The following is a 25,358-nucleotide window of genomic DNA, read 5'->3' as shown; positions in this document are numbered from 1 at the left end:
AGCTAATTCATGAGAACAAACAATTGGCATGTTATGCCGGCAGTGATTGCTTCTGGCATATTAAGTTTCAGTGGTGTCTTGATTGAGACAGCTATGAATGTTACTTTTCCACAGTTAATGACTGAGTTTAGTGTCACGACAAATGCTGTGCAGTGGATTACTACGGGTTACCTATTAGCAATTGCTGTTATTATACCCATTTCAGCATTTTTAATTCGTAATTTTTCAATACGTACATTATTTATGACGGCAAATATTTTGTTTCTGGTCGGTATTATTTGTGATGCTTTTTCACCAACACTAACTTGGTTATTAGCTGGACGTGTCTTACAAGGCATTGGCACTGGCATTGCTTTACCACTGATGTTTCATATTATACTGACTCACTCACCAATGAGAACACGCGGCATGATGATGGGTATTGGCAGCATGATTACTTCGTTAGCACCTGCCATTGGCCCAACTTATGGTGGCATTTTGTTGAACAGCTTTGGGTGGCGGGCTATTTTTTGGTCACTTGTTATCTTGTTAGTTATCTCGCTCATTATTGGCATGTTTAGTATTCCTAAAGAGCCTGTTCGTCTAACTGAGCCTTTTCCCTTGCGATCATTTGTCTGCCTTTCAATCGGCTTGGCAACTGGATTGTTAGCCATTGAACAGAAATCACTACCGTTATACTTTATCGGATTACTAGCACTCTTTATGTTTTATCATGTGAACAAAAAACAAAAAATGATTAATCTCACGCTTTTTCGTAATGTGTATTTCGATGCCTATATGTATGGCATGCTAGTCTATCAAGCTATCTTACTCGGTTTGTCGTTTATCTTGCCAAATTATTTGCAGTTATATCAGCAACATAATGCGACTGTTGCTGGTATGTTTATGTTTCCAGGTGCTTTAATCGGCGCACTGCTTGCACCAATAGCTGGTGCTTTGTTAGATCGTATCGGTCGTTTTTGGCCAGTTTTTGTTGGCTTGTGCTTTTCAACAACCGCACTCATTTGCTTTGTTGTATTCTTACCCTTACTTAATTTCTGGTCCCTACTTGGTCTACACGTTTTGATGATGGTAGGCGTTGGTCTAGCTTATGCTAACTTCATGACTTTAACGTTAGGTGCACTTAAGAACCACGAAACAGCTGATGGGAATGCGGTATTAAACACGATGCAACAACTTGTTGGCGCTGCAGCGACTGCTATTGTGGCCCAAATTTTGGGACAAGCCATGCGCCAACAACCACACCAAGGCGTACTCACTGGCGCGCAGACAGGTATTGGTTATTTAGCAATATTTATCAGCTGTGCCCTTGTTTTATTTGTCTTCTTGCATGTTCGCCAAAAAAAGAATTAGGATACTAAAAAAGTTCGCAATGCGAACTTTTTTAGTATCCTATCGGTAAAAACATATGACCTAATGTTGCTGCCATCACAGCCTTAATCGTATGCAAACGATTTTCTGCCTGATCAAATTGATAAGCAAAGGGTGCATTAAATATTTCGTCAGTAATTTCCATTTCGGTTAAACCGTATTTTTCATATATTTGCTGGGCAACTGTTGTATTTAAATCATGAAAAGCTGGCAAATCATGTAATACAATGACGTTAGGATTCCCTGTTGCCGATACCAATGCCTGATTAATTTGATAGGGTAATAGGCACTTAATGCGCTCTGCAAAAGTTGATTCTTCGCCCATTGAGGCCCAGACATCTGTATACAAAACATCAGCGCCAGCAACACCCGCTGTGATATCATCGGTTATCATCAATGTTGCACCAGATTCGGCTGCTTTCTGCTGTGCTATATCTTGTACATCGCGATTCGGTTGTAAAGACTTAGGTGCTACAATATGAATATTAACACCCAAAATAGCACCCGTAACTAATAGTGAATGTGCAACGTTATTGCGACCGTCGCCCATGTATGCTAGTGTCACACCATCAAGTGAACCTAGTTTCTCTTTAATTGTTAGAAAATCGGCCAACATCTGTGTGGGGTGCCATGCATCGGTTAAGCCATTCCAAACCGGCACCCCTGAATACGTCGCTAAATCTTCTACAGTTTTTTGAGAAAAGCCACGATACTCGATACCATCATACATCCGACCAAATACTTTAGCCGTATCTACTAATGATTCTTTTTTACCCAATTGAATATCATGTTGTCCTAAAAATTCAGCATGTGCCCCTAAATCATTTGCCGCCACTGTAAAACTAGAACGCGTCCGTGTTGAGGTTTTCTCAAATAACAACGCAATATTTTTTCCTTGTAAATATTGGTGAGGAATATGCTGTTGCTTGAGATACTTAAAATGTGCTGCTAAATCAATTAAGGTTTCTAACTCAATTTTGGTAAAATCAATTTCTTTTAAAAAAGATTTCCCTTGAAAATGTGAACTCATTGACGCGCCTCCAAATTTTTATACTGACGTGCAATTTCTTTTTGTACGTTCGCTACAGCAGTACCACCAATTGAAGTACGTCGATTGACAGCTGTTTCTGATTGCAACACAAGATAAATATCAGCTTCAATCTGCGGTGCCGCTGCCTGTAAATCAGCTAAAGCCATGTTCTGAAGAGGCGTATGGGTTTGAATACCAGTCAACACTAATTGCCCGACAATCGCGTGTGCTTCACGAAAAGGAACACCCTTTGTTGCTAAATAATCAGCTAGTTCGGTGGCATTAGAAAAATCATCTTGCGTACTAGCTAACATGCGTTCTTTATGCACTGTTATTTCACTCAACATACCCGTAAAAATTTTAATCGCAGCCAGCACAGTATCCATCACATCAAAGACTTGTTCTTTATCTTCCTGCATGTCTTTATTGTATGCTAAAGGAAGTGCTTTCATCGTTGTCAAAAGTGCCATTAATGCACCATACGTGCGCCCTGTTTTACCACGCACTAATTCTGCAAAGTCTGCGTTCTTTTTTTGTGGCATAATCGATGATCCTGTCGAAAAATCATCAGACAATTCGATATAATTGAATTCATACGTTGACCATAAAATCAATTCTTCTGCCATACGAGATAAGTGCATCATCAGCATGGCCGCATTAGATAAAAATTCTAATGCAAAATCACGATCAGACACGGCATCTAATGAGTTATGGTAGATATCATTAAAACCTAACTGCTCTGCAACAAACTCACGATCGATTGGAAACGTTGTGCCAGCTAAAGCTGCTGCTCCGAGTGGCAACATGTCGGTATGCTTTTGGTTAAACTCAAAACGATCATAATCACGTTGAAACATCTCACAATACGCTAAAAGATAATGACCATAAGTAATTGGTTGCGCATGTTGTAAATGTGTATAGCCTGACATAATTGTTCCAGCATGTTGTGTTGCTAGCTGTAACAGAGTTTCTTGTAATTCAGTTAACGCATCCAATACATGTGGCAAGCGATGTTTCACCCACAAATGAAAATCTGTTGCAACTTGATCATTTCGTGAACGTGCTGTGTGTAATTTACCTGCTACCGCCCCAATTTTTTGTGTTAACAGCACTTCTATATTCATATGAATGTCTTCATTTTTAACATCAAATGCTAGCATGCCATCATCTAACTCTTTTTTTAAGGCCACCAATCCAGCAACAATTTCTGCTGACTCAGATTCTGAAATAATTTGTTGCTTACCAAGCATTTTAGCATGGGCAATTGAACCCTCGATATCTTCGGCTGCCATTTGCTCATCAAAATGAATTGATGCACCAAACTCATCGACCCATTCTGCCGCCTTAGCAGTGAAGCGGCCACCCCATAGTTTTGTTGTTGTCATAACATTTTAACAATATTGTTTTGCCAATAAACAATATAATCCTTTCCCTATTTATGTACGATGGCTTTCGCCATCTTTTTTAATTTTTAAGCTTCAATTGACTGGGCTTTTGACTGTGAACATGATTCACTTGTTCGTACACCGTGTTACTCAATGTCCATAATTTGATGAAGCCAACTGCCGCGGCTTGATCGAAGGATGAGGCACTGGTATATGTTGCTAAATCCTCATCATAAAGTGAATTATGCTCTGATTGACGTGCGACAGCAATGGCACTTCCCTTGAATAACTTCATCTTCACAACACCGTTTACATTTTTCTGTGTCTCATCAACGAAAGCCATAAGACTATCAAATAGCGGTGATACCCATTTAGCTTCATAAACTAAATTAGCAAGTTGTTGTTCCACCATTGGCTTAAAGTGAGCCACATCGCGTTCCAATGTCAAATCTTCGAGATCTTTATGTGCTGTCATCAAAACAGCTGCTGCCGGTGCTTCATAAATCTCACGTGATTTAATACCAACCAAACGATTTTCAATATGATCAATACGCCCAATACCATGCGTGCCTGCCATGATATTGAGTTTAATAATTAAATCGGCTAATGGCATTTCATTACCATCTAATGCTGTTGGAATGCCAGCAGTAAATGTGACGTCAACAAATTCTGGTATATCAGGTGTATTTTCAATTGCTGTCGTTAAAGCATAAGCATCCTCGGGTGCCTGATGCCAAGGATTTTCCAAAATACCCGCTTCATTAGCACGTCCCCATAGGTTTTCATCTATTGAGTATGGTGACTCTAAATTAATTGGTACAGGCACATCATGTTGCTGAGCATATTCAATTTCTTCTTCTCGAGACCATTGAAAATCACGAATAGGTGCTTCAATTTTCATATCTGGGTCCAAAGCATGGATTGCTGCTTCAAACCGAACCTGATCATTACCGTGTCCTGTTGAGCCATGTGCAATAGCAACTGCTTCATTTTCGTGTGCGATATCCACTAATTTTTTAATAATTAAAGGTCGTGAGAGAGCTGAAACCATTGGATATTCGCCCTCATATAACATATTGGCTTTAATCACTGGTGCAACATATTGGTCTGCAAATTCAGCTTGTGCGTCAATAACGATAGACTGGCTAGCGCCAACTTTAAGTGCTTTTTCCTGGATAGCAACCATATCTTTGCCATGTTGTCCGACGTTTAAGACCACTGCAATAACATCGTATCCTTTTTCTTTTAACCAAGGAATAGCAACTGAAGTATCCAAACCACCTGAATAAGCTAATACTAATTTTTCTGTCATGTTAGTGACCTCCGTGTTTATGTATGCATTAATAATACCGCCCACCGTTTTTTTATTCAACCATTTACTGATTATATACACTTTAAGGCTGAATAACAGCGATAAAAATGTATATTTTTGCAATAAAAAAAGCAGATAACCTTAATCTGCTTTTTTATTTCGTCATTTGTTCAGTTATGGCACGGTGGACACGATCAATTTCAGTTGGCGTCATAACCTCAACCGCACCTAAATCCCCCATGCTTTGTGTTGTACCATGCAGCTGATCTTGCTTAACATGAGATAACGCTGAACGATAGTTAAACGCCAAATTTCTCATAGAACTGCTAGACACATCAGTTTGAATATTATTAGATAACATGTTTAACAACGTATCATTAAACAGTGATCCAACACTTGCCGCATGCTTGAGGACTGCTTGAATGATTAATTGTTGTCTTCTTTGACGACCATAATCACCATCTGGATCTTCGTGTCGCATCCTTGAAAAAGCCAACGCCTCGTTGCCGTCCATGTGGTAGCTTTGACCAGCAACAAACGAATATTGCTTTTTAGAGTCAGCTTGCGTGTCATCCCCTTCAGTTGTAAATGTTAATGGTGATATCACATCAACACCGCCAACGGCATCAACCATTTTAATCATGCCTGCCATATTAACCAGGAAATAGCCACCATTGATTTTAATGTTCAATAAATTTTCAACAGCAGATAACGCTGAATCAGCATTACCATAGGCATAAGCCGCATTAATTTTCATTTGTTGGCCATTGACAGTGACTAAGGTATCACGCGCAATTGATGTCATTGTCGTCGTTTGTTTCGATGGATTAACTGTCATAACCATCATAGTATCTGTGCGGCCTTTATAATCACGGCCTAGCTCACCAGTATCAGTACCCAGCAATAAGTATGATACTGGCGCTTTGCTTGCAGTGACTTGATCAGCTTTTTTCGTTGTTGCAGAAGGTTTCTGCATCTTACTAATTGTGCGATTCATTTTATAATAGGTTACCGCACCTACAGCAACACCAGACAGCAACAATAGGCCAACAATAATTAAAATGATACGACGAACTGTATGGCTTTTTTTGCGGCCATTTTGTTTACCCTGTCGATGTAATGATTCACGTGTCATGACACTTACTCCTTAATTAAACGACTTCTAAAAAAATTAGCAAAAGGTAATCATTGTAACCCTAACCACCAATGAAATGTGTAATAAACAGTTGTGCGACATTAAAGTAAATTAGCACAGAGGTTAAATCGGATAATGTGGTGATAAAAGGCCCACTCGCCACTGCTGGGTCAAAGCCAATTTTATCAATCACAACAGGAATGAGATAACCTGCTAGATTGGCAACAATAATAGCAATTGTCATTGCTAATCCTACAGCAAAGCCTAAGACAACATTTTGTTTCCATAGCGCGACCACTATAAACACTGACAAACCAGTAGCGATACCCACCAAAATGCCAGCAATAACTTCGCTAAAGAAATCTCTTAAGCCATTTTTATCACTGCCCACGGCAATACGACGCACCGCTAAGGCTAAGGCTTGTGTCCCAGCATTTCCAGCTGTTCCAGTAATTAAAGAAATAAAAGCAGCTAAGATTGAAGCACGCCTCACTAAGCCATCGTAAGAGCTAATTAAAGTTGCGGTTGTCATACCTAATAACAATAATGCAATTAGCCAAGGAATACGCTTAGCAGCAGAGTGCCAAGGCGTATCGTTAATTTGACTGACGTTAACGGCCGCCAAACCAGAGTAATCTTCGACGGCCTCTTCGTCAATAACATCAACAATATCATCAACTGTAATAACACCTAACAAACGATTATTATCATCGGTAACAGGAATAGAAAGGAAGTTATAATTAGCCACAATTTGTGCAACATCTGCCTGATCATCACCAGCTTTAACACTAATGATACGCTCATTGGTAATATTAATCACTGGTAAATCATCAGCATGGGTCAGCAAATCTCGTAAAGAAATAACACCCATCAAATGTTCTTGCTTATCGAGCACGTAAACATAACTAATTGATTCCGCTTCCAGTGCTTGCTTTTTAACCAAATGCATCACATCGTCAACATGTAAATTTTCTTCAACAGCTAAATATTCTGTCGACATTAACGAACCGGCAGTTTGCTCATCATAATTAATGAGTTGGCGCACTTCATCGGCTTCTGATTTTGGCATCAGACTAAGATAGGTTGCAACTAGCCGCGGTGGCATTTCTTGTAACACGTCGGCCGCATTATCGGCGTACATTTCTTGCAAAATACGAGCACCGCGTCTTGGTGGCATTTCTTTCAGTAACGCAACGATGTCAACCTCATCAACATCCAGATTGTCAAAAACGCTGGCTAGGATATCATCAGAAAGTAACCGCCAGGCAACACTACGAAATTGTTCTGGCAAACCAGCATACGCTTGTGCCATTTCATACTCATGTAGTGCTTCAAAACTATCGATAAATGTATTGTCTTGTCCAGACTGAATTAAGTCTGAAAGGTGCTGAATTGTCTGGTTTAATTCTTCAATTTGCTCAGTCATATTAACCGTACACCTCCTGCTATTATGCTTATTATCGTTTAAATCAAATCACGCAACCCTTTTAAATCCTCTGGTAACTTTGTATTAAATTCACGGTAATCCTCAATGAATGGGTCGTAAAAACGCATGTGATAAGCATGTAATGCTTGTCTTTTTAAGCCATGCCACAATGGGCCGCCGTATAAATCATCGCCAACCAGTGGGTGGCCAATGTTTTTAAAATGGACGCGGATTTGATGTGTGCGCCCCGTATGTAATTGCACTTTCACACGCGTCATTGGCTGCTCGCCATTTTCATCATAACGGCGTTCGACCCAATATTCGGTACGTGAAGGTTTGCCATCATCACGAACTTCTCGTTTAATAAAATCGCCTTCTACACGCCCAATCGGAGCATTAATGTCACCATGATCTTCGGTAAGAATACCACTGGGATAAGCTAAGTAAAATTTTTCTACTGTGTGATCCTGTAATTGTTGATCCAAAACAGCGTGCGCAAAGCGATGTTTAGCCAATAGCACAATACCAGATGTATCTCTATCTAGTCTTGTCACCACGTGAGGCACTAAATCTTCGGCATTAATCTCTTCCAAGTGACCTTTCACTTGATTAACCAGTGTATGTAGACGGTCAGCGTGGCCAGGTACAGTTGTTACCCCATATGGTTTATCGACAACTAACCAATGCTCATTTTCAAAAATAATATCGAGTGGTCGATAATCAGGCACAACTAAATCGTTCCCTTTTTCAGTTGGCATGACTATCGTCACTTGATCCCCATGATCTAAATAATCCGAGGTATAAACCTGTTGCCCATTTTTTAAAATGGCACCACCATTATGCTTCATTTGGCTAAACATACGATGTGAGACCCCATGCGCTTGTAAAAATGTTCTCACCTTTCGTTGTTCTGTGCCTGAATATGTCCAAGTAAATTGCATGACTAACTATGTAAATGCAGCAAAACAAAGCCGTTTTGTGCATATATTCCTCTCAATAAATATAAAATATTGTTATGACTCAATATCATTAATAAACGCCCGATGGACACGTTGCCAAAAATCGACATGTCGATATGCCGCAAAATGCACTTGTTTATCAGCGACACGAAAACGCAGCTCATTAATATGTCGGCCTTTGATTTCAGATTGATCATACATCACCAAAAAATGATTACTTTTTGGCTTGACGATAATTTCTTCACCTTTGGGAACGACTAATGGCGACCCCAATGTCCTAAACACACGATTATTAATCGAAGCAATCTCTGACATTTGGATTGCTGATAATTTTGGATGTAATACAGCGCCACCATTAGCTTTATTGTAAGCTGTTGAGCCGGTCGGCGTAGCAACGGCAATGCCATCACCCCTAAAGCGTTCGAATAATTGACCACCTAAGTATATATCAGCAACTAATGTACCGACCGGTTGCTTAATTGCGGCTTCATTAAGCGCCAAAAAATGATACTGCTCACCGCTTTCATGAACAACCGTCATGTCTAACAAGGGATAGCTTACACGCTGACCATTGTCATGCGTTAAGCTGCTCACCAGATTGGCAAGCTCGGTGCTCAACCAATCGGTATAAAATCCCAGATGGCCTGTATGTAAGCCAACAAAACGGATTGTATCAATCTGATCGACGTAATGCTGAAAAGCACCCAGCAACGTGCCATCACCCCCAACAGTAATGACAATATCTGGATGCTGATTATCAATGGTTAGCCCATTTTTCTCAAGTGAAGCAACTAACGATTGCGTAATCATCTGTGAATTTTTAGCATCATTATTAAAAATTGCTATCTTCATTCTGTCGCCCGAATCTCACTGACTCTTTGATCCCATTCGAAGTTTTCTTCTGCCAAAATAGTCAGTTGTTCTGCCATTTCAGCTGGTAACTCATCGCCATGCTTGTAACGTAAATCATGCTCAATCGTAGCCCAAACATTCATAGCGATTGTACGCACTTGTATCTCAGCTAATACTTTCTTTTCCCCGCCATACATTTGTACGGGGTATTCAATTACAATATGGTACGAACGATATCCAGAAGGCTTGGCATTCATGACATAATCACGCTCTTCAAGAATCTGAAAATCTGTGCGATCACGTAACAATTCAACAACAGTGTAAACGTCCTCTACGTACTTCGTCATAATACGTACCCCAGCAATGTCTTGCAAATCTAATGCTAAACGCGATTCCTCTAGATGACGACGTACTATTTTTTCTTCAATCGATGACTTTGATTTTACTCGACCTGTCACGAATTCAATCGGAGAGTTTTTCCCCTCTTTTTCGTACTGGTCACGTAAACCACGTAACTTAACTTTCAGCTCTGTTACCGCCTGTTGATACGGAACAAAAAAACGTTCCCATTCCATGACGACACCTCTTTCTAAACGGATGCTTACTTGCTCATCCGCCCCATCTTTATTCACATAGTTATGCTGCACTATATCTGTATGCAATATAGCGCAGCATGATTGTTCGTTTAGTTTACAAACTCCATTTTAACACACATCTTGTTTGGTTTTGAGCTTATCAGTCGACAAGACAATCATTTACAGGTAAAATATGGTTTTGGATAAGGAACCCTATATTTATAATCGGCTATCTCGGAGGTCTATCATGCTTGACATTTATCATTTTTCTAATCCGCTTTCCACGGATTGTTTAAAAACTGAGGAACGGCTATTACAACTCAGCTACGACTTATCTGAGCGTGTTCATCTGCGCTTTATTCCACTCTTAGATCATCACCTTGTGGCAAAGCTAACGCCAAGTTACTTGCGCGACATCACTACGGACAATAACGATCAAAAAAGTTGTCATATTGCTATGGACTATAAGGCAGCTCAAGTTGAAGGCAACAAAAAAGCGCGCCGTTTTTTAATTAATTTACAGCATGCCCTAACAAGTCAAGCTTATTCACTGGCATTAGTCACTGATATAGCGGAAACAGCACGTCTAAATGTTGATGATTTTTTGGTTAACCGCGAGGCCACAGAAACATTTCAGGCCGTATTAGAAGATCAGGCTTTGGCAAAACAAATGCTATCCAAAGCTGATCCTTGTATTGCCATCGATGACCCGACAGCAATCGATACACAACTATTAACTAACTTATCAATTGACAACCTAATTGCGACTTTCGCGCCACATTGTGCCAAGTCATTAGCACCAGACATTTTACGTCAACACTTATCAATTTAAATTAAACGATGATGGACACAACCTTTTTCGAGGCATTAAGTGATTACGAAAAAAGCCTCTCCGATGACCGATTAGCACAATTCAAAATTCAAGCTGCCAAAGACGTATTACAGCGTTTGGCAGTTCACAAACTACCGCAAAAGCAACTACCAAATCTCAGTTTTACAGAAAAACAAATATTGAAAAATCCTAGCTTAATGCCATTAGATGATTTATTATCTAATTTTAGGCAATGGTTGATTACGCAGTTTGGCGTATGGTATTTGCCTAATCTGAAGTGGTTGGCTGACCTCAATCATTTTATTGCTGGCCGCCGCGTACTGGAAATCATGGCAGGCAACGGTCTCATTACCTATGGCCTACGGGCACTGGGCAATGAGCTGGTTACAGCCACAGACACCTTTCAATGGCAAGAACAAGATATCGAAATAGCCGATCCTTGGACTCAAATTATACCACTAGATGCTGAAATAGCCTTACAGAACATATCATACGATGTCGTTATTATGAGCTGGGCGCCCGACACAGCACAAACAGATGTAAAAATCTTAAATTATCTTCGAGCAACTCATTTTACTGGTGACTTCATTCTCATTGGTGAACCATTTAAACATACCAATTCTATGGCATTTTGGCAAACAGCTCAGTTAACAAAAGTACCCGAACTCAATGCAAACCATCACTCTTTTGATACTATTGATGACCGTATTTTCCTAGTTAAATAGGGTAAGAACACTTAAGTGTTCTTACCCTATTTTTTAATATGTCATGAGTGTTAGAAATGGTACTTCACGCCCATTTTGCATAATTTTTTCACGACCATGCAAATCTGTTAGCTCAATAATAAAGGCAACCCCTGCAACAATGCCACCTAATTTTTCAATAATTTCGCGAGTAGCGTTAATTGTGCCACCCGTTGCTAGCAAATCATCAACGATTAGGACACGTTGTCCTGGTTTAATCGCATCTTGATGAATTTCCAAAACATTTTCACCACCATATTCTAAAGAATACGCTGCACTCACGGCTGCTCGTGGTAATTTACCACCTTTACGCGCTGGCACAAAGCCGATATTTAAAGCATAAGCTAATGGTGAACCAACAATGAAGCCACGCGATTCAGGCCCAGCAATTAAGTCGACGTTTAAATCTTTTGCAAAATCAGCAATGGCATCTACTGCTTGCTTATAGGCAACGCCATCCCCCATCAACGGTGAAATATCGCGAAAATTAACACCTGGTTCTGGAAAATTTTCAACGGTTGCTACATAATTATACAAATCTACTGTCATTTTTTCTCTCTGAGTATGTGTTAATGAACTGTTAAACACTCGTACGATACCTCTTTAGGCCATACTCATACTTTCTATTTTATCATTAACGGTTAGCCAAAAATTTAAGATAAGTGGTTGACATCGTTAATGCCTTTTGCGGCGCATTTGGGACTACTTTTACAAAACCACCGTCCACAACATGAACAAATCCAAGTTCGATAAATACTTGCACCATGATATTCAGGTCAGTTTTAGTAATTTGTAGCTGCTTTGCTATTTTATCCAAGTTTTGTGCAAAATTCAAGTCTTGATTAGCATAGATGAACTTGTAAACATCGGCAAAGAATTTTTTGTGAGTATTGTTATCCGTGACTTGTGGCATAGTCATATCAGCTAACAATAATTGCAATTTTTTTTGACCGCGAAAATAATTCATGCCTAACGTCGCCGCAAACGAAATATTTTGCGGATGGGCAACAACACTTGCCCATTCAGGATGATTAAAGCCAACAGCTTCAACATGATTAGCCAGTGTTAATTTAATATGCTGGTTTGTTGTGCCCATAGTTGCTGCTTTGGTAATCTTTGGTTCTTGCACACCAAAGACCGGTTGCGGGTTATCGGTTCCAAAGGGTTCTAAAAGTGTCAATGCATCATAAGACGCTGTGGTCATTGTTTCAGCACTTAACATCATATTAACATTTACTTCTTTTTCAGCAATGTTAAGTGGCTGAAGCTGTTTGATTTGATTTTGTAATGATGTCAAATGAGCTGGTGTAATTGCTAATCCAAGTGCACTAGCATGACCACCAAATGTGTCATAGAGATCGCGATATTGTCCCATTAAAGTGTACAAATCAAAATTGCCATACGAGCGACCAGAACCTTTATAAACACCATCAACTTGGCTTAGAACAATGACTGGCTTGTGCATTAACTCAACCAACCGACTAGCAACGATACCCAAGATACCTTGATGCCAATTTTCACCAGCAATAACCAAAACTTGATCGTCGTGGTACTTATCTGATAATGCAATTTGCTTAGCGGCGCCAAACACTTCTTCAACAATTTCTTGTCGTTGTGCGTTAATGGCTTCGACTTGGGTGGCCAAATTAACAGCTGTGTCGTCATCTTGTGATACTAATAAATCTAAGGCAAGTTTTGCGTCGCCTAACCGACCGACCGCATTCAAGCGTGGTGCAATTTTAAAAGATACTGTTTCCGAATTAATTGGCTGATTCGCTACCTGGCCAGCATTTTTTAACAAAGCAGCAATGCCTGGACGTGGGCTATCACTGATTTGTTTTAACCCCCAGGAAACAAGTGTACGATTTTCATCGGTTAGCGATACCATATCGGCAATTTCACCCAATGCCACTAAGTCTAATAACTCTGTTGGTAACTCACTCTTTTCTGTCACTGGCTGCGCATCAGTCAACAACGCTTGCGCCAGCTTGAAAGCAACACCAACGCCAGATAAGTCAGCAAATGGATAATGTCCGTCAGGATGTCTTGGATGCACAATTGCGTAAGCTTCCGGCAATGTTGGGGCTAATTCATGATGATCTGTTATGATAACATCGACACCGGCACGCATTGCCACAGCAACAGCCTCATGACCACTTACACCGTTATCAACTGTCACAATTACCTGAGCACCCTCTGCAATTAAACGTTGATATGCTGCAACATTAGGTCCGTAACCATCAGTAAAACGATTTGGAATGTAAGCCGTTACATCAGCACCTAATACTTCTAAAGCTTCAACCATGACAGCCGTGCTCGTAACACCATCTAAGTCATAATCACCATAAACAACAATCTTTTCGCCACCAAAAGCTGCTTCCGTTAAGCGTTCAAATGCTTTATCCATGTCATGTAGCAACATGGGATCATGTAACTGCGTAATGGTCGGCTGCAGATAACCAAAGGCAGCCTCTGGCGTCGTATAGCCTTTTTGCGCAACAATCGTAGCCGTTAATTGATTAATATTTAATTGTGACGTAAGTTGTCTAACCGCCTTTTCTGGTGGTTGTGGCATCAAGCGCCAATTACTCTGACTCATTGTAACCTTCTTTATACTTTGTGTGGGTCTGAAACCGACACCTCTTTTTTGAGTGGCACATCTATCACATCTAGGTCTCTTGCAACAATCGTGTTTGGGAAAACATGGCGCACATCTGAAACCAAATTTTTAAGCAATGGACCAATATATCGAGCTGATAGATGTGTTAATATCAACTGATTGGCCTGTGCTCGACGTGCATTATTAGCTGCGTTAATACTCGTCGAATGGGCATGTGCCCGAGCCATTTTTGCTTCATCTTCACCGGCACCATATGTACTTTCATGAACTAAGACATCTGCGTGTCGCGCTAGAAGCTCGATATTATCATTTGGGCGGGTGTCTAATATAAATGTGACAACACGTCCCCTTTGTGCTGGACCAACATAATCATGACCATCTAAAATACGACCATCAGGTAAACTAACACGTTTTCCTGCCTTAAGTTGTCCAAATATCGGACCAGATGGTATGTTTTCTGCACGTAATTTATTGACCAAAAGTTCACCAGGATGATCTTTTTCTTCAACTCTAAACCCCCAGCTTTCAATGCGATGTTTCATTTTAGCCGCAATGACACGAAATGTTTTATCATCAAAAACAACACCTGCCGTTAATTCGACAAAAACCAACGGATAAGATAGACGTGTTTCAGAGACACGGAGGGCTGTTTGCACAAACTCTTTCACACCTTTTGGACCGTAGATGGTTAATGGTTCATTTTTATCTGCACCCTGAAATGAACGCGAACTCAAGAACCCCGGCAACCCAAAAATATGGTCTCCGTGCAAATGAGAAATAAAGATTTTTTCAACTTTGCGCGGACGCAAGGTGGTTTTTAAAATTTGATGTTGCGTGGCTTCACCAACATCAAATAACCAGACTGCGTTACGCTCATCTAATAAACGCAAAGCAATACTGGTAACATTTCTAAATTTTGATGGTTGCCCAGAACCTGTACCTAAAAATTCAAGTTGCATTTTTATTGTGACAGCTTGACCCGGTAAATGACCGGATAATCAAACTTATTCTCCTAATCAATTAGACGATCACAGACCATCCATAACTTATCCATTTTACCATATCTCGCCAATTTTTAACGTCACAATCAGAATACAAAATAAAAAACAGCCTTTGGCTGTCGATTACTTGCCCCATTTATCCGCTTGAAATGCAGCGCGTTGTCTCATCGCTAGCGCCTCTCGGTTCGGATCTTTTTTATAGAAATCTTGGTGGTATTCTTCCGCCTCATAAAAAGGCTTTGCTGATTCAATTGTTGTCACAATCGGCTCATCAAAACGACCTGAGGCTGCCAAAGCTGCCTTGGACTTTTCAGCGATCTGACGTTGTTGTTCGTCAGCAACATAAATCACTGGTCGATAATTATCACCACGGTCTTGAAATTGTCCCATGGCATCGGTTGGATCTGTTTGTTCCCAATAAATCGAGACCAGTTCTTCATAACTCATGATTGCTGGATCAAACCAAATTTTTACGGCCTCAGTATGACCAGTGGTATGCGACAAAACATCTTCATATGTTGGATTTTCAGTATGACCACCGGTATATCCAGAGCGCACTTTTTCAATGCCTGGTAATGAATCAAATGGCTGGACCATGCACCAGAAACATCCGCCCGCAAAAATTGCTGTTTCAATATTATCTGTCATATTCATTACTTCCTTGTAGATGATAAAAAAGAGAAAAATTATTTTCTCTTCATGATACTATAATCGAAATCAAATTTCAAAGTTTTCTTGCTGTTTTGCTAATTTAACACGTTCAATGTCTTCCTTAGCATGAATTAACCGTGTCACTAAGGCATTGAAAGGGGTCGGAATGCCAGATTCGTGTCCTATCTTGGCAAAGTAACCATTCAAGAAATCAATTTCAGTATGTTTACCATTTTGAATATCTTGGTACATTGACGGAAAATGATTACCTGCATTTTCTGGTTTAAGTAACTGACTCAAGTCCGTCATAATACCACTAACGTCAACTTTAATGCCTTGTGACGCACCAACTTGCTTCATCTCATCTAGAATATTCAACGCTAGATCCATGGCATTGCCAGCTGTGCCAAATTCAGCAATATTTGCATTTAACAACACGGATAAAGGATTGAGTACCGCGTTGATACCTGCCTTATGCCAAATTGCTGTCATCACATCTGGGGTAATTTCGGCGTTTAAGCCAGCCTGATTCAAAGCATCCGCTATACTTTGGACATCAGCATCGCCAATTGCTTGTAATTTAATAGAGCCACTACCAGTAACATGTATTTCACCTGGCTTTATTAGTGACGATGTCCATAATGTGACGCCAGCCAAAATTTGATGGCGCGACACGTGCTTTGCCATCACTTCAATATTACCCAAACCGTTTGATAATACCAATAATTTTGTAGTATCCGTTATAATAGGCTGAATATCTGTTAACATGCGGTCTAGTTGTGGTGTTTTAGTGAGTAAAATAATTAAATCAAATGTGCCCGTCACTTCACTTGCCGGCATAACTGGTACAAAATACTTTTGTGGTGCATCATTATCTTTAACGACTGTTAAACCTTTTGTATTAATAGCAGCAATATGTGCCGGCCAACCATCAATCCCAGTAACCTCATGGCCACCAGCCTGGAGCATGACACCTAATCGTGCCCCAAGTGCACCAAATCCTGCAATAGCTATTTTCATATTATTATTCACACGACTACCTTGTGTGCCTCCGTTTACTATAAGTATCAATTGTATAAAATGCTTTACCTTGATTTTACCATACTGTAAATCAGAAGAGATAGTCGTCATGCGTCACCGTAATGTGTAACTATGGTCGCTCCTAACACCTCGTATCCTAAATTGCTTATTTTGATGACACCTTATTGCTGTTCTTTTGGCCGTAATAGGCACCTTTACCATGCTTCCTAAAATAATGGCGATCGAGAAGATACTGTGGCACATGTAAATCTTGCGAAGGGTTGAGCTGCATCGTGTGATAATCCATTTCTGCCACAACATCGAGTACGATAGCATTATGAACAGCATCTTGCGCATCTACACCCCAAGTAAAGGGTCCATGATCGTTTGTCAAAACACCTGGTAATGCCATTGGATCAATTTTTTCGCGGTCAAAAACACGCGCAATTGAGTAGCCTGTATTTAATTCATAATCACCGTCGACTTCTTCTTTCGTCAATCTATCTGCTACAGGCACATCACCATAAAAAGTATCAGCATGGGTTGTGCCTGCTGCAGGAATGGGTATCCCTGCCTGTGCAAAAGCAACTGCCCACTTAGAATGCGTATGCACAATGCCACCTAATTGTTGCCAATGCCGATATAGGAAAGCATGCGTCGGTGTATCACTCGATGGGTTCATTTCTCCTTCGACAACTTCACCTGCCAAATTAACAACGACCATGTCCTCTGGCCGTAATGCATCATAATCCACACCACTTGGTTTAATGACAAACAACCCTTTTTCTCTGTCAATTTGAGACACATTGCCCCAAGTTAATGTCACTAAATTATTCTGCGGTAATGCCATATTTGCTTCATATACTTGCTGCTTTAATACTTCTAACATCTGCTTACTCCTTTATTTGATTACTAGGCAATGCTTTAATGGCGGTTAACTCAATTTGTAGGCCATCAATATAACGTGTCATAAATTCTTCAAATCCTGCAACATCACGTGGTTCTGGCGCGAGTGTTTGTGCTTTAGTTTCAGCGAATATGTTTTTTGCTAAATAATCATCTAGTGTCTGACCGTCTAATTTATTAGCTGCATAAAGTGCCAAAATAGCCATTCCCCACGGCCCACCTTCACCAGCATTGGCCATCACAGTAATGTTTGTGTTGAGTGCTGCTGCTAACAATTTTTGAGCCACAATTGGTGTTTTAAACACACCGCCTTGAGCCACAATATTATCGGTTAGTACGTTTTCATCTGCTAAAATCCGCATGCCAATTTTAATCGCACCGAATGCACTAAAGATATGTAAACGCATAAGATTGCCAACCGTAAAATGTGAGTCTGGTTGTCTGACTAATAGCGGTCGTCCTTCCGGTACTGCAGTAATGTTTTCACCGGAATAGTAGCCATAACCAGTTAAACCACCAGCATCAGCATCAGCATTATTCAAAGCAGCATTGAACAGGGTTTGATACAGGGCCGCGTTTGATAAATTCTGACCAATCATCCCTGCAAATTCCGCAAACAGTTTGGACCAAGCATTTAAATCAGAGGCAGAATTATTGGCGTGAACCATGGCAACAGGTAAGCCAGTTGGCGTAGTGACGATATCGATATTACTATAAACATGCTTTAAACTTTTTTCTAAAACAATCATTGAAAAAATAGATGTTCCCACTGAAATGTTACCTGTTCGTACTTGCGTACTATTGGTCGCTACCATACCCGTCCCAGCGTCGCCTTCTGGTGGTGCCACGATGACACCTGCCATTAAATCGCCTGTTGGGTCTAACTTTTTAGCACCAGCTGCTGTTAAATGACCCGCCATATCACCAGCATGTCGCGGTTCTGGTAATATATCTTGTATCTGCCACTGATATTGTTGGACCGCTTTCAAATGAGAAAATTGATCAATCATATTTTGATTATAATTACCAGTGTCTGCATCGATAGGAAACATCCCGGAGGCATCGCCAACACCTAAAACTTTTTCACCGGTTAATTGCCAATGAACATATCCTGCAAGTGTTGTGAAATAACTAATATTTTTAACATGCGTCTCCTGATCTAAGATAGCTTGATACAAATGTGCAATGCTCCATCGTTGTGGCACGTTAAAGCCAAATAACTTGGTCAATTCGCGTGATGCCCGACCAGTTGTCGCATTGCGCCATGTACGAAATGGAACTAGTAGTGTGTCTTGATTATCGAATGCTAAGTAGCCGTGCATCATAGCTGAAAAACCCATTGTTTTGATTTTTTTAAGTTTCAAGCCATATTTTGATTCAACTTGTGCTTTCAGTTGTCGATAGGCACTCTGTAAACCTAGCCAAACATCATCCAGGCTATACGTCCAGAGACCATTTTGAAAATTGTTTGTCCAATCATAACTGCCTGAAGCAATCGTTAATCCGCTGTTAGTAGTCAATACTGCTTTAATTGTTGTCGATCCAAATTCCACGCCTAATGCCACCTGTCCGGTTGCAATGGCTTTTTCTTGTATTTGTTGTGCTGTCATGCTGTTATTCTCCTAAACTTTTTCATTTGAAAACGCTAACCAGATTGTCTTTATCTGATTAGCGCATTATTTTGTTTCAGATAAACACATGTTTTTTTAATGGTTTGTACCCTGTGCTTCAATTTCTTCTAATGTTCTACCATGCGTTTCTGGTACCGCAAATTTAATGAACAATACCGCAATAATTGAGATGACACCAAAGATAGCAAAGACGGATGCCTGAGGCATCATTGCCGTCATGATTGGGAATAACAAACCAACCGCAAATGAACCAAGCCAATTAAACGAAGAAGCTAGGCCACTTGCCCTGCCACGAATAGCTAAAGGAAAGACTTCGCCAACCAATACCCAAGTTAATGGTGCCCAAGTGAAAGAGTAAAAAGCCACAAATATTGATAAGAAAACAACAATCAGCATTGGTGGTAAATGATGTTCGCCTACCAAAGCATTTAGTGCTGCTGGCATAAGAAATGATAGCGCCATCACTGTACCACCAATCATCAACAAAGTCCGTCGCTTAAATTTATCAGCAATAACCATGTATAGAATAGCGCCTAGCACTAAAATCACACCTTGTACGATTGGCCATAATAATGCGCTAGATGCTGCTTGCCCACTTGCTTTTTCAACAATTAATGGAATGTAGTAGAAAATGGCATTAGCACCCATGAACTGCTGGAAAGCTGCAACACCAATACCAGCGGTTACAAGATAGCGATACTTACTCGAGAAAAGTGTCGCTAAGGTGACGTTTTTCTGTGCGCTCGATTCCATTGACACTGTTCTTTGTATCTCAACTAATTCAGGTTCAATTTCATTGTCTCGCCTAATAAAGGTCAAAACATGTCTTGCTGCAGCTAAATCATTTATTTTTACTAAGAAACGTGGTGATTCTGGCAACTTCAACACGCCAAGAAAGAGAATTATTGCCGGCACAGCAGCCAACCCAAGCATTAAACGCCACGCCATCCCATGTGGCAATCCTTGCAGTAGGAAATCGACAATGTAAGATAGTAGCATCCCTGAGACAATCATTAATTGATTCAATCCAGATAACCGGCCTCTTGTTTTGGCTGGTGCCATTTCTGACATATAAGAAGGTACCAATGCGGAAGCGGCACCAACAGCTATACCTAGCAATACACGTGCGATTAACAACCAAGCAACACCGTTGTGAGGTGATAAGCCAGCCATAAGGGCACCAATCGCAAATACAAATGATGACGCTAAGATCATACGTCGACGCCCGAGCTTATCTGATAATTGTCCAGCTAAAGCACCACCAGCGATAGCACCTAGCATGAGAGCAGAAGTGATCCAACCAATGACACCAGCGTCTGTCAAATGCCAGTCTCGTTGTAAAAATGGTAACGCGCCTGTCATGACACCGATGTCATAGCCGAAGAGAATCCCACCAAATGCACCAAAGAAATAGATATACGTACTTGAAATTTTTTTTGTTGATTGATTTGTCATCATAGTCACCGTTACTGAATATTTACATACGTTAAACCAAACATGTTTGCCAAATCACGGAGTTGTTCTGAATCAACAGCAAAACTTAATGTGGTATGGTGGCCACCGCCAACTGTTAACCATCCCTCTGCGCCAGCTTTCAAACCAGCTTTTGGCGTCCATAGTTGCTTTGCTACTGGCAAATATGGCGTTTCTGCCTCCGGCTTATTTCCTGTAACATCATAACTAATTAATTTAAATTCATCGCCATAGTCAGCTAATGTGACATCAACTGCATCTCCGGTTCTACCCGTGAATACCAATCTTGCTGGGTCTGCTTTGCCACCAATATCTAGCGGATGTACTTCAATACGTGGCTTGTCGGAAGCAATTGTCGGATCAACCTCCAACATGTGTGAACCAAGGATTGCTTCGTGACCTTTACGCAAATCCAATGTGTAATCTTCCATAAATGCTGTTGCTTGATTATGTCCAACAATCTTAAGTAGTCGTGTCAACGCTGCCGTCTTCCAGTCCCCTTCTCCGGCAAAACCGTAGCCATCAGCCATCAATAATTGCACTGCTAAGCCTGGTAATTGCTCTAGGCCGACAAGATCTTCAAAGTTTGTTGTAAAGCCTGAATAGCCCTTTTCATCCATAAATTGCTTAATGGCCAAGTATTCACGCAGCTGATATTTTACATGATGTTCATATTTTGCCGCGTCATTATCACCTCTGACAAAGTCATATTTATTCTGTAACGCTGTATAAAGGTCATCAATTGTATGACTATCTATTGCATCAACATAAGCGACTAAATCGCCAACCCCCCAATAATCAACAGTCCAGCCCAGTTTAATTTGGGCTTCAATTTTGTCACCGTCAGTCACAGCAACATTACGCATCTTATCTGCGAATGTAACAATTTTAATTTTAAAACTCTCATTGTATGCCACAGCCACTGACATCCACTTGCCAATTTGTTCTTGGATTGCTGGGTCACCCCAGTGGCCAAAAATAATTTTATTGTTCAACCGAAGTCGTGCGTTAATGAATGCATATTCACGATCACCATGTGCAGATTGATTGAGATTCATATAATCAAAGTCAATTGTATCGTAAGGGATTTTATCTAACATTTGGGTGGCTAAATGTAGTAATGGCTTGTTAAGTAGTTGCGTCCCTCTAATCCAATTCTTGGCAGGTGAAAAAGTATGTGCCCAAGTGATAATACCGGCGACAGAATCATCGTAATTAGCTGCTTTCATTGTCTCAGTAATATTTTCAGCAGTGACACCAACTGTTTTAAATTCAACTGGATAAGGTAATTTTCCAGAATCATTCAACGCGGCAACCAGTTTCTTTGAATCTGCGGCGACTTGTTCCAGTACTTCTGGTCCGTATAAAAATTGTGAGCCAGTGACAAACCAAAACTTGTATTCTTTAACATTTGACATTTTGAAAATCCTCTCTTATTCTTGTGTGGTTTCAATAATTATTTTCATTAAAACACCATTTACCTAGAATTTAGCGATTAATGAAAACGCTTACAGTGTTACTATAAGATATTTGTCCGTATAAGTCAAACATATATATTTTCATCTGATAAATAAATAGATAAAAAAATAAAGCTTAATGCACAGAAAGGCACCAAACTTTATTTTTTTATGAGCTTATATTTATTTTTTTAACATAATACACAGTTATTTACAATTAATTATCGTGAACACTTAAGTCTTTGACAGAATCACGTTCAATTAATTCTGGGCGGTAGATAATTGAGGCAACCTTGTGATGATTAATTTTTTGAATCAACAGCTTTGCTGCATCTTGTCCCATTTTCTGTTTTTCGTGGGTCATCGTTGTTAACCGCGGTGATAAATACTGTGACAATTGGAAATCATCAAATCCCATCACAGAAATATCTTCAGGCACACGTAAGCCTAAATCATGAATCATTGCAATGATACGAATAGCCAATTGATCATTGTACGCAATAATTGCGGTTGGTCTTTTTGTCGGTGATTGCACAACAAGTTCATTAATTTGATGTAATGCTTGGGTAACATCATCAGATTTATACATCATCGGCATACAGTCAGTTAACAATGCCGAGTGTGCTTGATAGGCTTTCATATAACCATCTAATCGATTGACACCTTGCTGATCATCAACTTGAAATACACCAACAATGCGATGATGGCCCTTACTAATCAGATAGTTGGTCGCCCGATAAATCGCCTCACTATCATCACTGATGACAGAAACATCGGCAACATTTTGATAGCCAGCATTGATAAAAACAATTGGAATTGCCATTTTCTGTAATTTTTGATATAAATCAATATTTGGGGTTGGTATCGCGCTCTGAGTCGGTTCAACGATTAAGCCCGCTAGATTTTGACTCATTAAATTAATTAGCGCAGTACGTTCCCTAGCAGGTTGATTATGAGTATTGGCCAAACTGAGTGAAAAACCACTATCACTAATGACTTGATCAGCACCATCAATAATTGCAGGGAAAATATAAGAAGCAACATGAGTTGACAAAATGCCGATAACTCTTGGCATTTTATCCGGGGTTCTCTGTGTTTGCCAATCAGTCACAAAGGATCCACCACCCTGTATACGGTATACATAATTTTCATTCTCTAAATCAGATATAGCGCGTCGAATTGTGTAGCGACTGACAGAAAACGTTGCCATCATTTCACTTTCAGTCGGCAATTTTTGGTCTTTTTGCAACTCACCCGTGACGATTTGATCTAATATATATTTTTTTACAGTTTCATATTTACTTGGCATAGCCTACTTAACGAACAAACTCTAAAAATGCTGCCCCGCATTGACGAGAACACATCACCTGATAATTTTGCTCCACTCCCTTTTATTGTGTTGCCGTGTGCAAAGCATGTACACTTAAACTCTCTCAATAATATCACACTTCAAATTTGTACTGCTATTTTTAACATTTTAGTGCTATTTAAGTGCAGCCACCAGGCAATCAAATCACTAAAAAAGCGCCAACTTATCGGGCGCTTTCTAGTGATTTTTCGCTGTTTAACTCAATTAAAGTGTTGCCATTTATAATCTAATAAACTTCTTGCAACAAACAATCCTAGCGGCAAAAATAATATAATCAAAATTGCCTTGTTTAACCATAGTAGCCCTGTCGCCAATTGATTAAAGCCAATATAGTAGATTGCTTTATAAATGTACAAGCCAGGTACCATGATAACAATTGCTGGCACAGTTAAGGTGATTCGCGGGTAACCTTTATAATGATTGACAATTGAAGCTAAGACACCCGCCATTAATGCCCCAATAAAGGCTGCCCAACTTGGCTGTACGTGATACAAACTAATCAGGCTTAACCGCGTTGTATTGGCTACAGCACCAATCAAACTAGCAGTGATTGCAATGTTAATTGGACTATTGAACATCACTGAAAAACCAAATACGCCACCAAAACTAGCTATAAGCTGTAAAATAATAATCTGATTTGTCGTTAGTGGCAATACCACAAAATCGGCGGGATAGAATTTCGCTGAAGCGGCAATCACCCAACCCACAAGTGCACTCACCACTGTAATCATCGTTGCGTAGCTCAAACGTTCTATTCCAGAACGCATGTCTAACTTAGAAATATCAAGCATACTAGTGATAAAAGGAAAACCAGGTATCACAAACAACATCGCACCAATATAGCCAGATTCATGTGATAACGGTAAATCAATAAATGTACGCATGAGATGAAACGTTCCAACATACGCTAAACCAGCGACTGCTACCGCAATTCCCAAACTTATCAACGTGGAGTAATGCTTTCTGGTCATCAAACTTTTAACCAAATTACCAACACCAGCACCAATGAAACTACCAATCATTTCGGGGATGCCACCACCAAGTAAAAAAATAAAACATGAACAAGCCAATGCAGCAGCCAAGCCATTGATGACGGGGTTATAATTAGCTGTCTTTTTATTGATTGTTTCTAATTGATCGTGAACGCCAGCAACCGTTAGTGTTTCTAATTGTTGCCCAAAATTCTTAACAAATTTATCTATTGTACTTAATTTATCAGTATTGACACCTGTTCCCGATAAAACATAAGTTTGCGAGTAGGCCTCTCGAGCGCTATCAAAGCAACTCAAGTTAATACTAGTAAAACCAACATCGGCAACGCAGATAATGCCAAGATTGGTTGCAATACTGTTCATAGCTTCTCTGACACGCCAAGCACCAGTACCACAAGAAAGTAAAATCAGGCCAACACGTCCAACAACAAGCGCTTTTTCATTTAATGCGGCATCTTTAATTAGCCTATTTTTGCTGGTATCATCTAGTAGCAAATGCCAATCCAATAACATATTATTTGGTCTATTTAGTAACATACGACTCATGATCAACCCAATCTCCTTAGCCTATATTACTTTCATTGTATCACGCAATAAAACCCTAAATCACAAAATAAC

Annotated in this window: 22 protein-coding genes; 3 read left to right on the top strand and 19 right to left on the bottom strand. The window is 40.0% G+C overall.

Features of this window, described 5'->3' with window-relative positions; genetic code table 11:
- Positions 1–9 precede the first annotated feature (9 nt).
- The gene (locus C5L21_RS04075; protein WP_085698716.1) at positions 10–1,353 is read left to right on the top strand and encodes an MFS transporter; all 1,344 of its coding nucleotides are present in this window, start codon (positions 10–12) and stop codon (positions 1,351–1,353) included.
- A gap of 31 nt (positions 1,354–1,384) precedes the next feature.
- On the opposite strand, the gene argF is transcribed toward C5L21_RS04075, so the two are convergent.
- The 8 genes from argF to C5L21_RS04035 form a co-directional block, all read right to left on the bottom strand.
- Complete coding sequence (gene argF / locus C5L21_RS04070; protein WP_085698715.1) at positions 1,385–2,401, bottom strand: ornithine carbamoyltransferase; 1,017 nt, start codon at positions 2,399–2,401, stop codon at positions 1,385–1,387.
- Positions 2,398–3,786 carry an argininosuccinate lyase gene (argH, locus tag C5L21_RS04065; protein WP_085698714.1) on the bottom strand — a complete coding sequence of 463 codons (1,389 nt, stop codon included), beginning with the start codon at positions 3,784–3,786 and terminating at the stop codon, positions 2,398–2,400. The genes argF and argH overlap by 4 nt, the downstream gene beginning before the upstream one ends.
- Before the next feature lie 79 nt (positions 3,787–3,865).
- Positions 3,866–5,098 carry an argininosuccinate synthase gene (locus C5L21_RS04060; protein WP_004903257.1) on the bottom strand — a complete coding sequence of 411 codons (1,233 nt, stop codon included), beginning with the start codon at positions 5,096–5,098 and terminating at the stop codon, positions 3,866–3,868.
- Positions 5,099–5,252: 154 nt separating this feature from the next.
- Positions 5,253–6,233, bottom strand: coding sequence for an LCP family protein (locus tag C5L21_RS04055; RefSeq protein WP_004903258.1), 981 nt, complete (start codon positions 6,231–6,233; stop codon positions 5,253–5,255).
- A 61-nt stretch (positions 6,234–6,294) separates the two neighbouring features.
- On the bottom strand, positions 6,295–7,659 hold the full coding sequence (gene mgtE, locus C5L21_RS04050) for a magnesium transporter (protein ID WP_085698713.1): 1,365 nt from the start codon (positions 7,657–7,659) through the stop codon (positions 6,295–6,297).
- Between the two features lie 38 nt (positions 7,660–7,697).
- A complete protein-coding gene (locus C5L21_RS04045) occupies positions 7,698–8,600 on the bottom strand; it encodes an RluA family pseudouridine synthase (RefSeq protein WP_004903264.1) in 903 nt (300 codons plus the stop codon).
- Between the two features lie 72 nt (positions 8,601–8,672).
- Positions 8,673–9,470: an NAD kinase gene (locus C5L21_RS04040; RefSeq protein ID WP_004905897.1), complete on the bottom strand. Its 798-nt coding sequence runs from the start codon at positions 9,468–9,470 to the stop codon at positions 8,673–8,675.
- The gene (locus C5L21_RS04035) at positions 9,467–10,045 is read right to left on the bottom strand and encodes a GTP pyrophosphokinase (protein WP_004903269.1); all 579 of its coding nucleotides are present in this window, start codon (positions 10,043–10,045) and stop codon (positions 9,467–9,469) included. The genes C5L21_RS04040 and C5L21_RS04035 overlap by 4 nt, the downstream gene beginning before the upstream one ends.
- 247 nt (positions 10,046–10,292) lie before the next feature.
- Here C5L21_RS04035 and C5L21_RS04030 point away from each other — a divergent pair, with 247 nt between their 5' ends.
- A complete protein-coding gene (locus tag C5L21_RS04030; protein WP_133286079.1) occupies positions 10,293–10,877 on the top strand; it encodes a DsbA family protein in 585 nt (194 codons plus the stop codon).
- A gap of 8 nt (positions 10,878–10,885) precedes the next feature.
- Complete coding sequence (locus C5L21_RS04025; RefSeq protein ID WP_085698712.1) at positions 10,886–11,602, top strand: SAM-dependent methyltransferase; 717 nt, start codon at positions 10,886–10,888, stop codon at positions 11,600–11,602.
- A gap of 33 nt (positions 11,603–11,635) precedes the next feature.
- Here the strand turns inward: C5L21_RS04025 and C5L21_RS04020 are convergent, their stop codons facing one another.
- From C5L21_RS04020 to C5L21_RS03970, 11 genes are all read right to left on the bottom strand, one after another.
- On the bottom strand, positions 11,636–12,169 hold the full coding sequence (locus C5L21_RS04020; protein ID WP_004903276.1) for an adenine phosphoribosyltransferase: 534 nt from the start codon (positions 12,167–12,169) through the stop codon (positions 11,636–11,638).
- Between the two features lie 85 nt (positions 12,170–12,254).
- Entirely contained in the window at positions 12,255–14,219 is a 1,965-nt protein-coding gene (gene recJ / locus C5L21_RS04015) for a single-stranded-DNA-specific exonuclease RecJ (protein WP_085698711.1), read from the bottom strand.
- A gap of 11 nt (positions 14,220–14,230) precedes the next feature.
- Positions 14,231–15,199 (bottom strand): ribonuclease Z, encoded by a 969-nt coding sequence (gene rnz, locus C5L21_RS04010; protein WP_004903280.1) that lies wholly within the window; start codon positions 15,197–15,199, stop codon positions 14,231–14,233.
- Between the two features lie 165 nt (positions 15,200–15,364).
- Positions 15,365–15,889: a peptide-methionine (S)-S-oxide reductase MsrA gene (gene msrA / locus C5L21_RS04005; RefSeq protein WP_004903281.1), complete on the bottom strand. Its 525-nt coding sequence runs from the start codon at positions 15,887–15,889 to the stop codon at positions 15,365–15,367.
- A 69-nt stretch (positions 15,890–15,958) separates the two neighbouring features.
- A complete protein-coding gene (locus C5L21_RS04000) occupies positions 15,959–16,912 on the bottom strand; it encodes a 2-dehydropantoate 2-reductase (RefSeq protein WP_085698745.1) in 954 nt (317 codons plus the stop codon).
- 166 nt (positions 16,913–17,078) lie between these two features.
- A complete protein-coding gene (locus C5L21_RS03995) occupies positions 17,079–17,801 on the bottom strand; it encodes an L-ribulose-5-phosphate 4-epimerase (protein WP_004905907.1) in 723 nt (240 codons plus the stop codon).
- Between the two features lie 4 nt (positions 17,802–17,805).
- Complete coding sequence (locus tag C5L21_RS03990; RefSeq protein ID WP_085698710.1) at positions 17,806–19,428, bottom strand: xylulokinase; 1,623 nt, start codon at positions 19,426–19,428, stop codon at positions 17,806–17,808.
- A 96-nt stretch (positions 19,429–19,524) separates the two neighbouring features.
- A complete protein-coding gene (locus tag C5L21_RS03985) occupies positions 19,525–20,904 on the bottom strand; it encodes a sugar porter family MFS transporter (RefSeq protein WP_012305323.1) in 1,380 nt (459 codons plus the stop codon).
- 11 nt (positions 20,905–20,915) lie between these two features.
- Positions 20,916–22,340 carry an L-arabinose isomerase gene (gene araA / locus C5L21_RS03980; protein WP_133286078.1) on the bottom strand — a complete coding sequence of 475 codons (1,425 nt, stop codon included), beginning with the start codon at positions 22,338–22,340 and terminating at the stop codon, positions 20,916–20,918.
- Positions 22,341–22,596: 256 nt separating this feature from the next.
- Positions 22,597–23,688 (bottom strand): GntR family transcriptional regulator, encoded by a 1,092-nt coding sequence (locus C5L21_RS03975; RefSeq protein ID WP_133286077.1) that lies wholly within the window; start codon positions 23,686–23,688, stop codon positions 22,597–22,599.
- Between the two features lie 260 nt (positions 23,689–23,948).
- The gene (locus C5L21_RS03970) at positions 23,949–25,286 is read right to left on the bottom strand and encodes a threonine/serine exporter family protein (protein WP_133286076.1); all 1,338 of its coding nucleotides are present in this window, start codon (positions 25,284–25,286) and stop codon (positions 23,949–23,951) included.
- Positions 25,287–25,358: the final 72 nt, after the last annotated feature.

The organism is Leuconostoc citreum (assembly GCF_004354555.1).
In the GTDB taxonomy this organism is placed as follows: domain Bacteria; phylum Bacillota; class Bacilli; order Lactobacillales; family Lactobacillaceae; genus Leuconostoc; species Leuconostoc citreum.
This window is presented reverse-complemented; position numbering and strand designations above follow the sequence as displayed.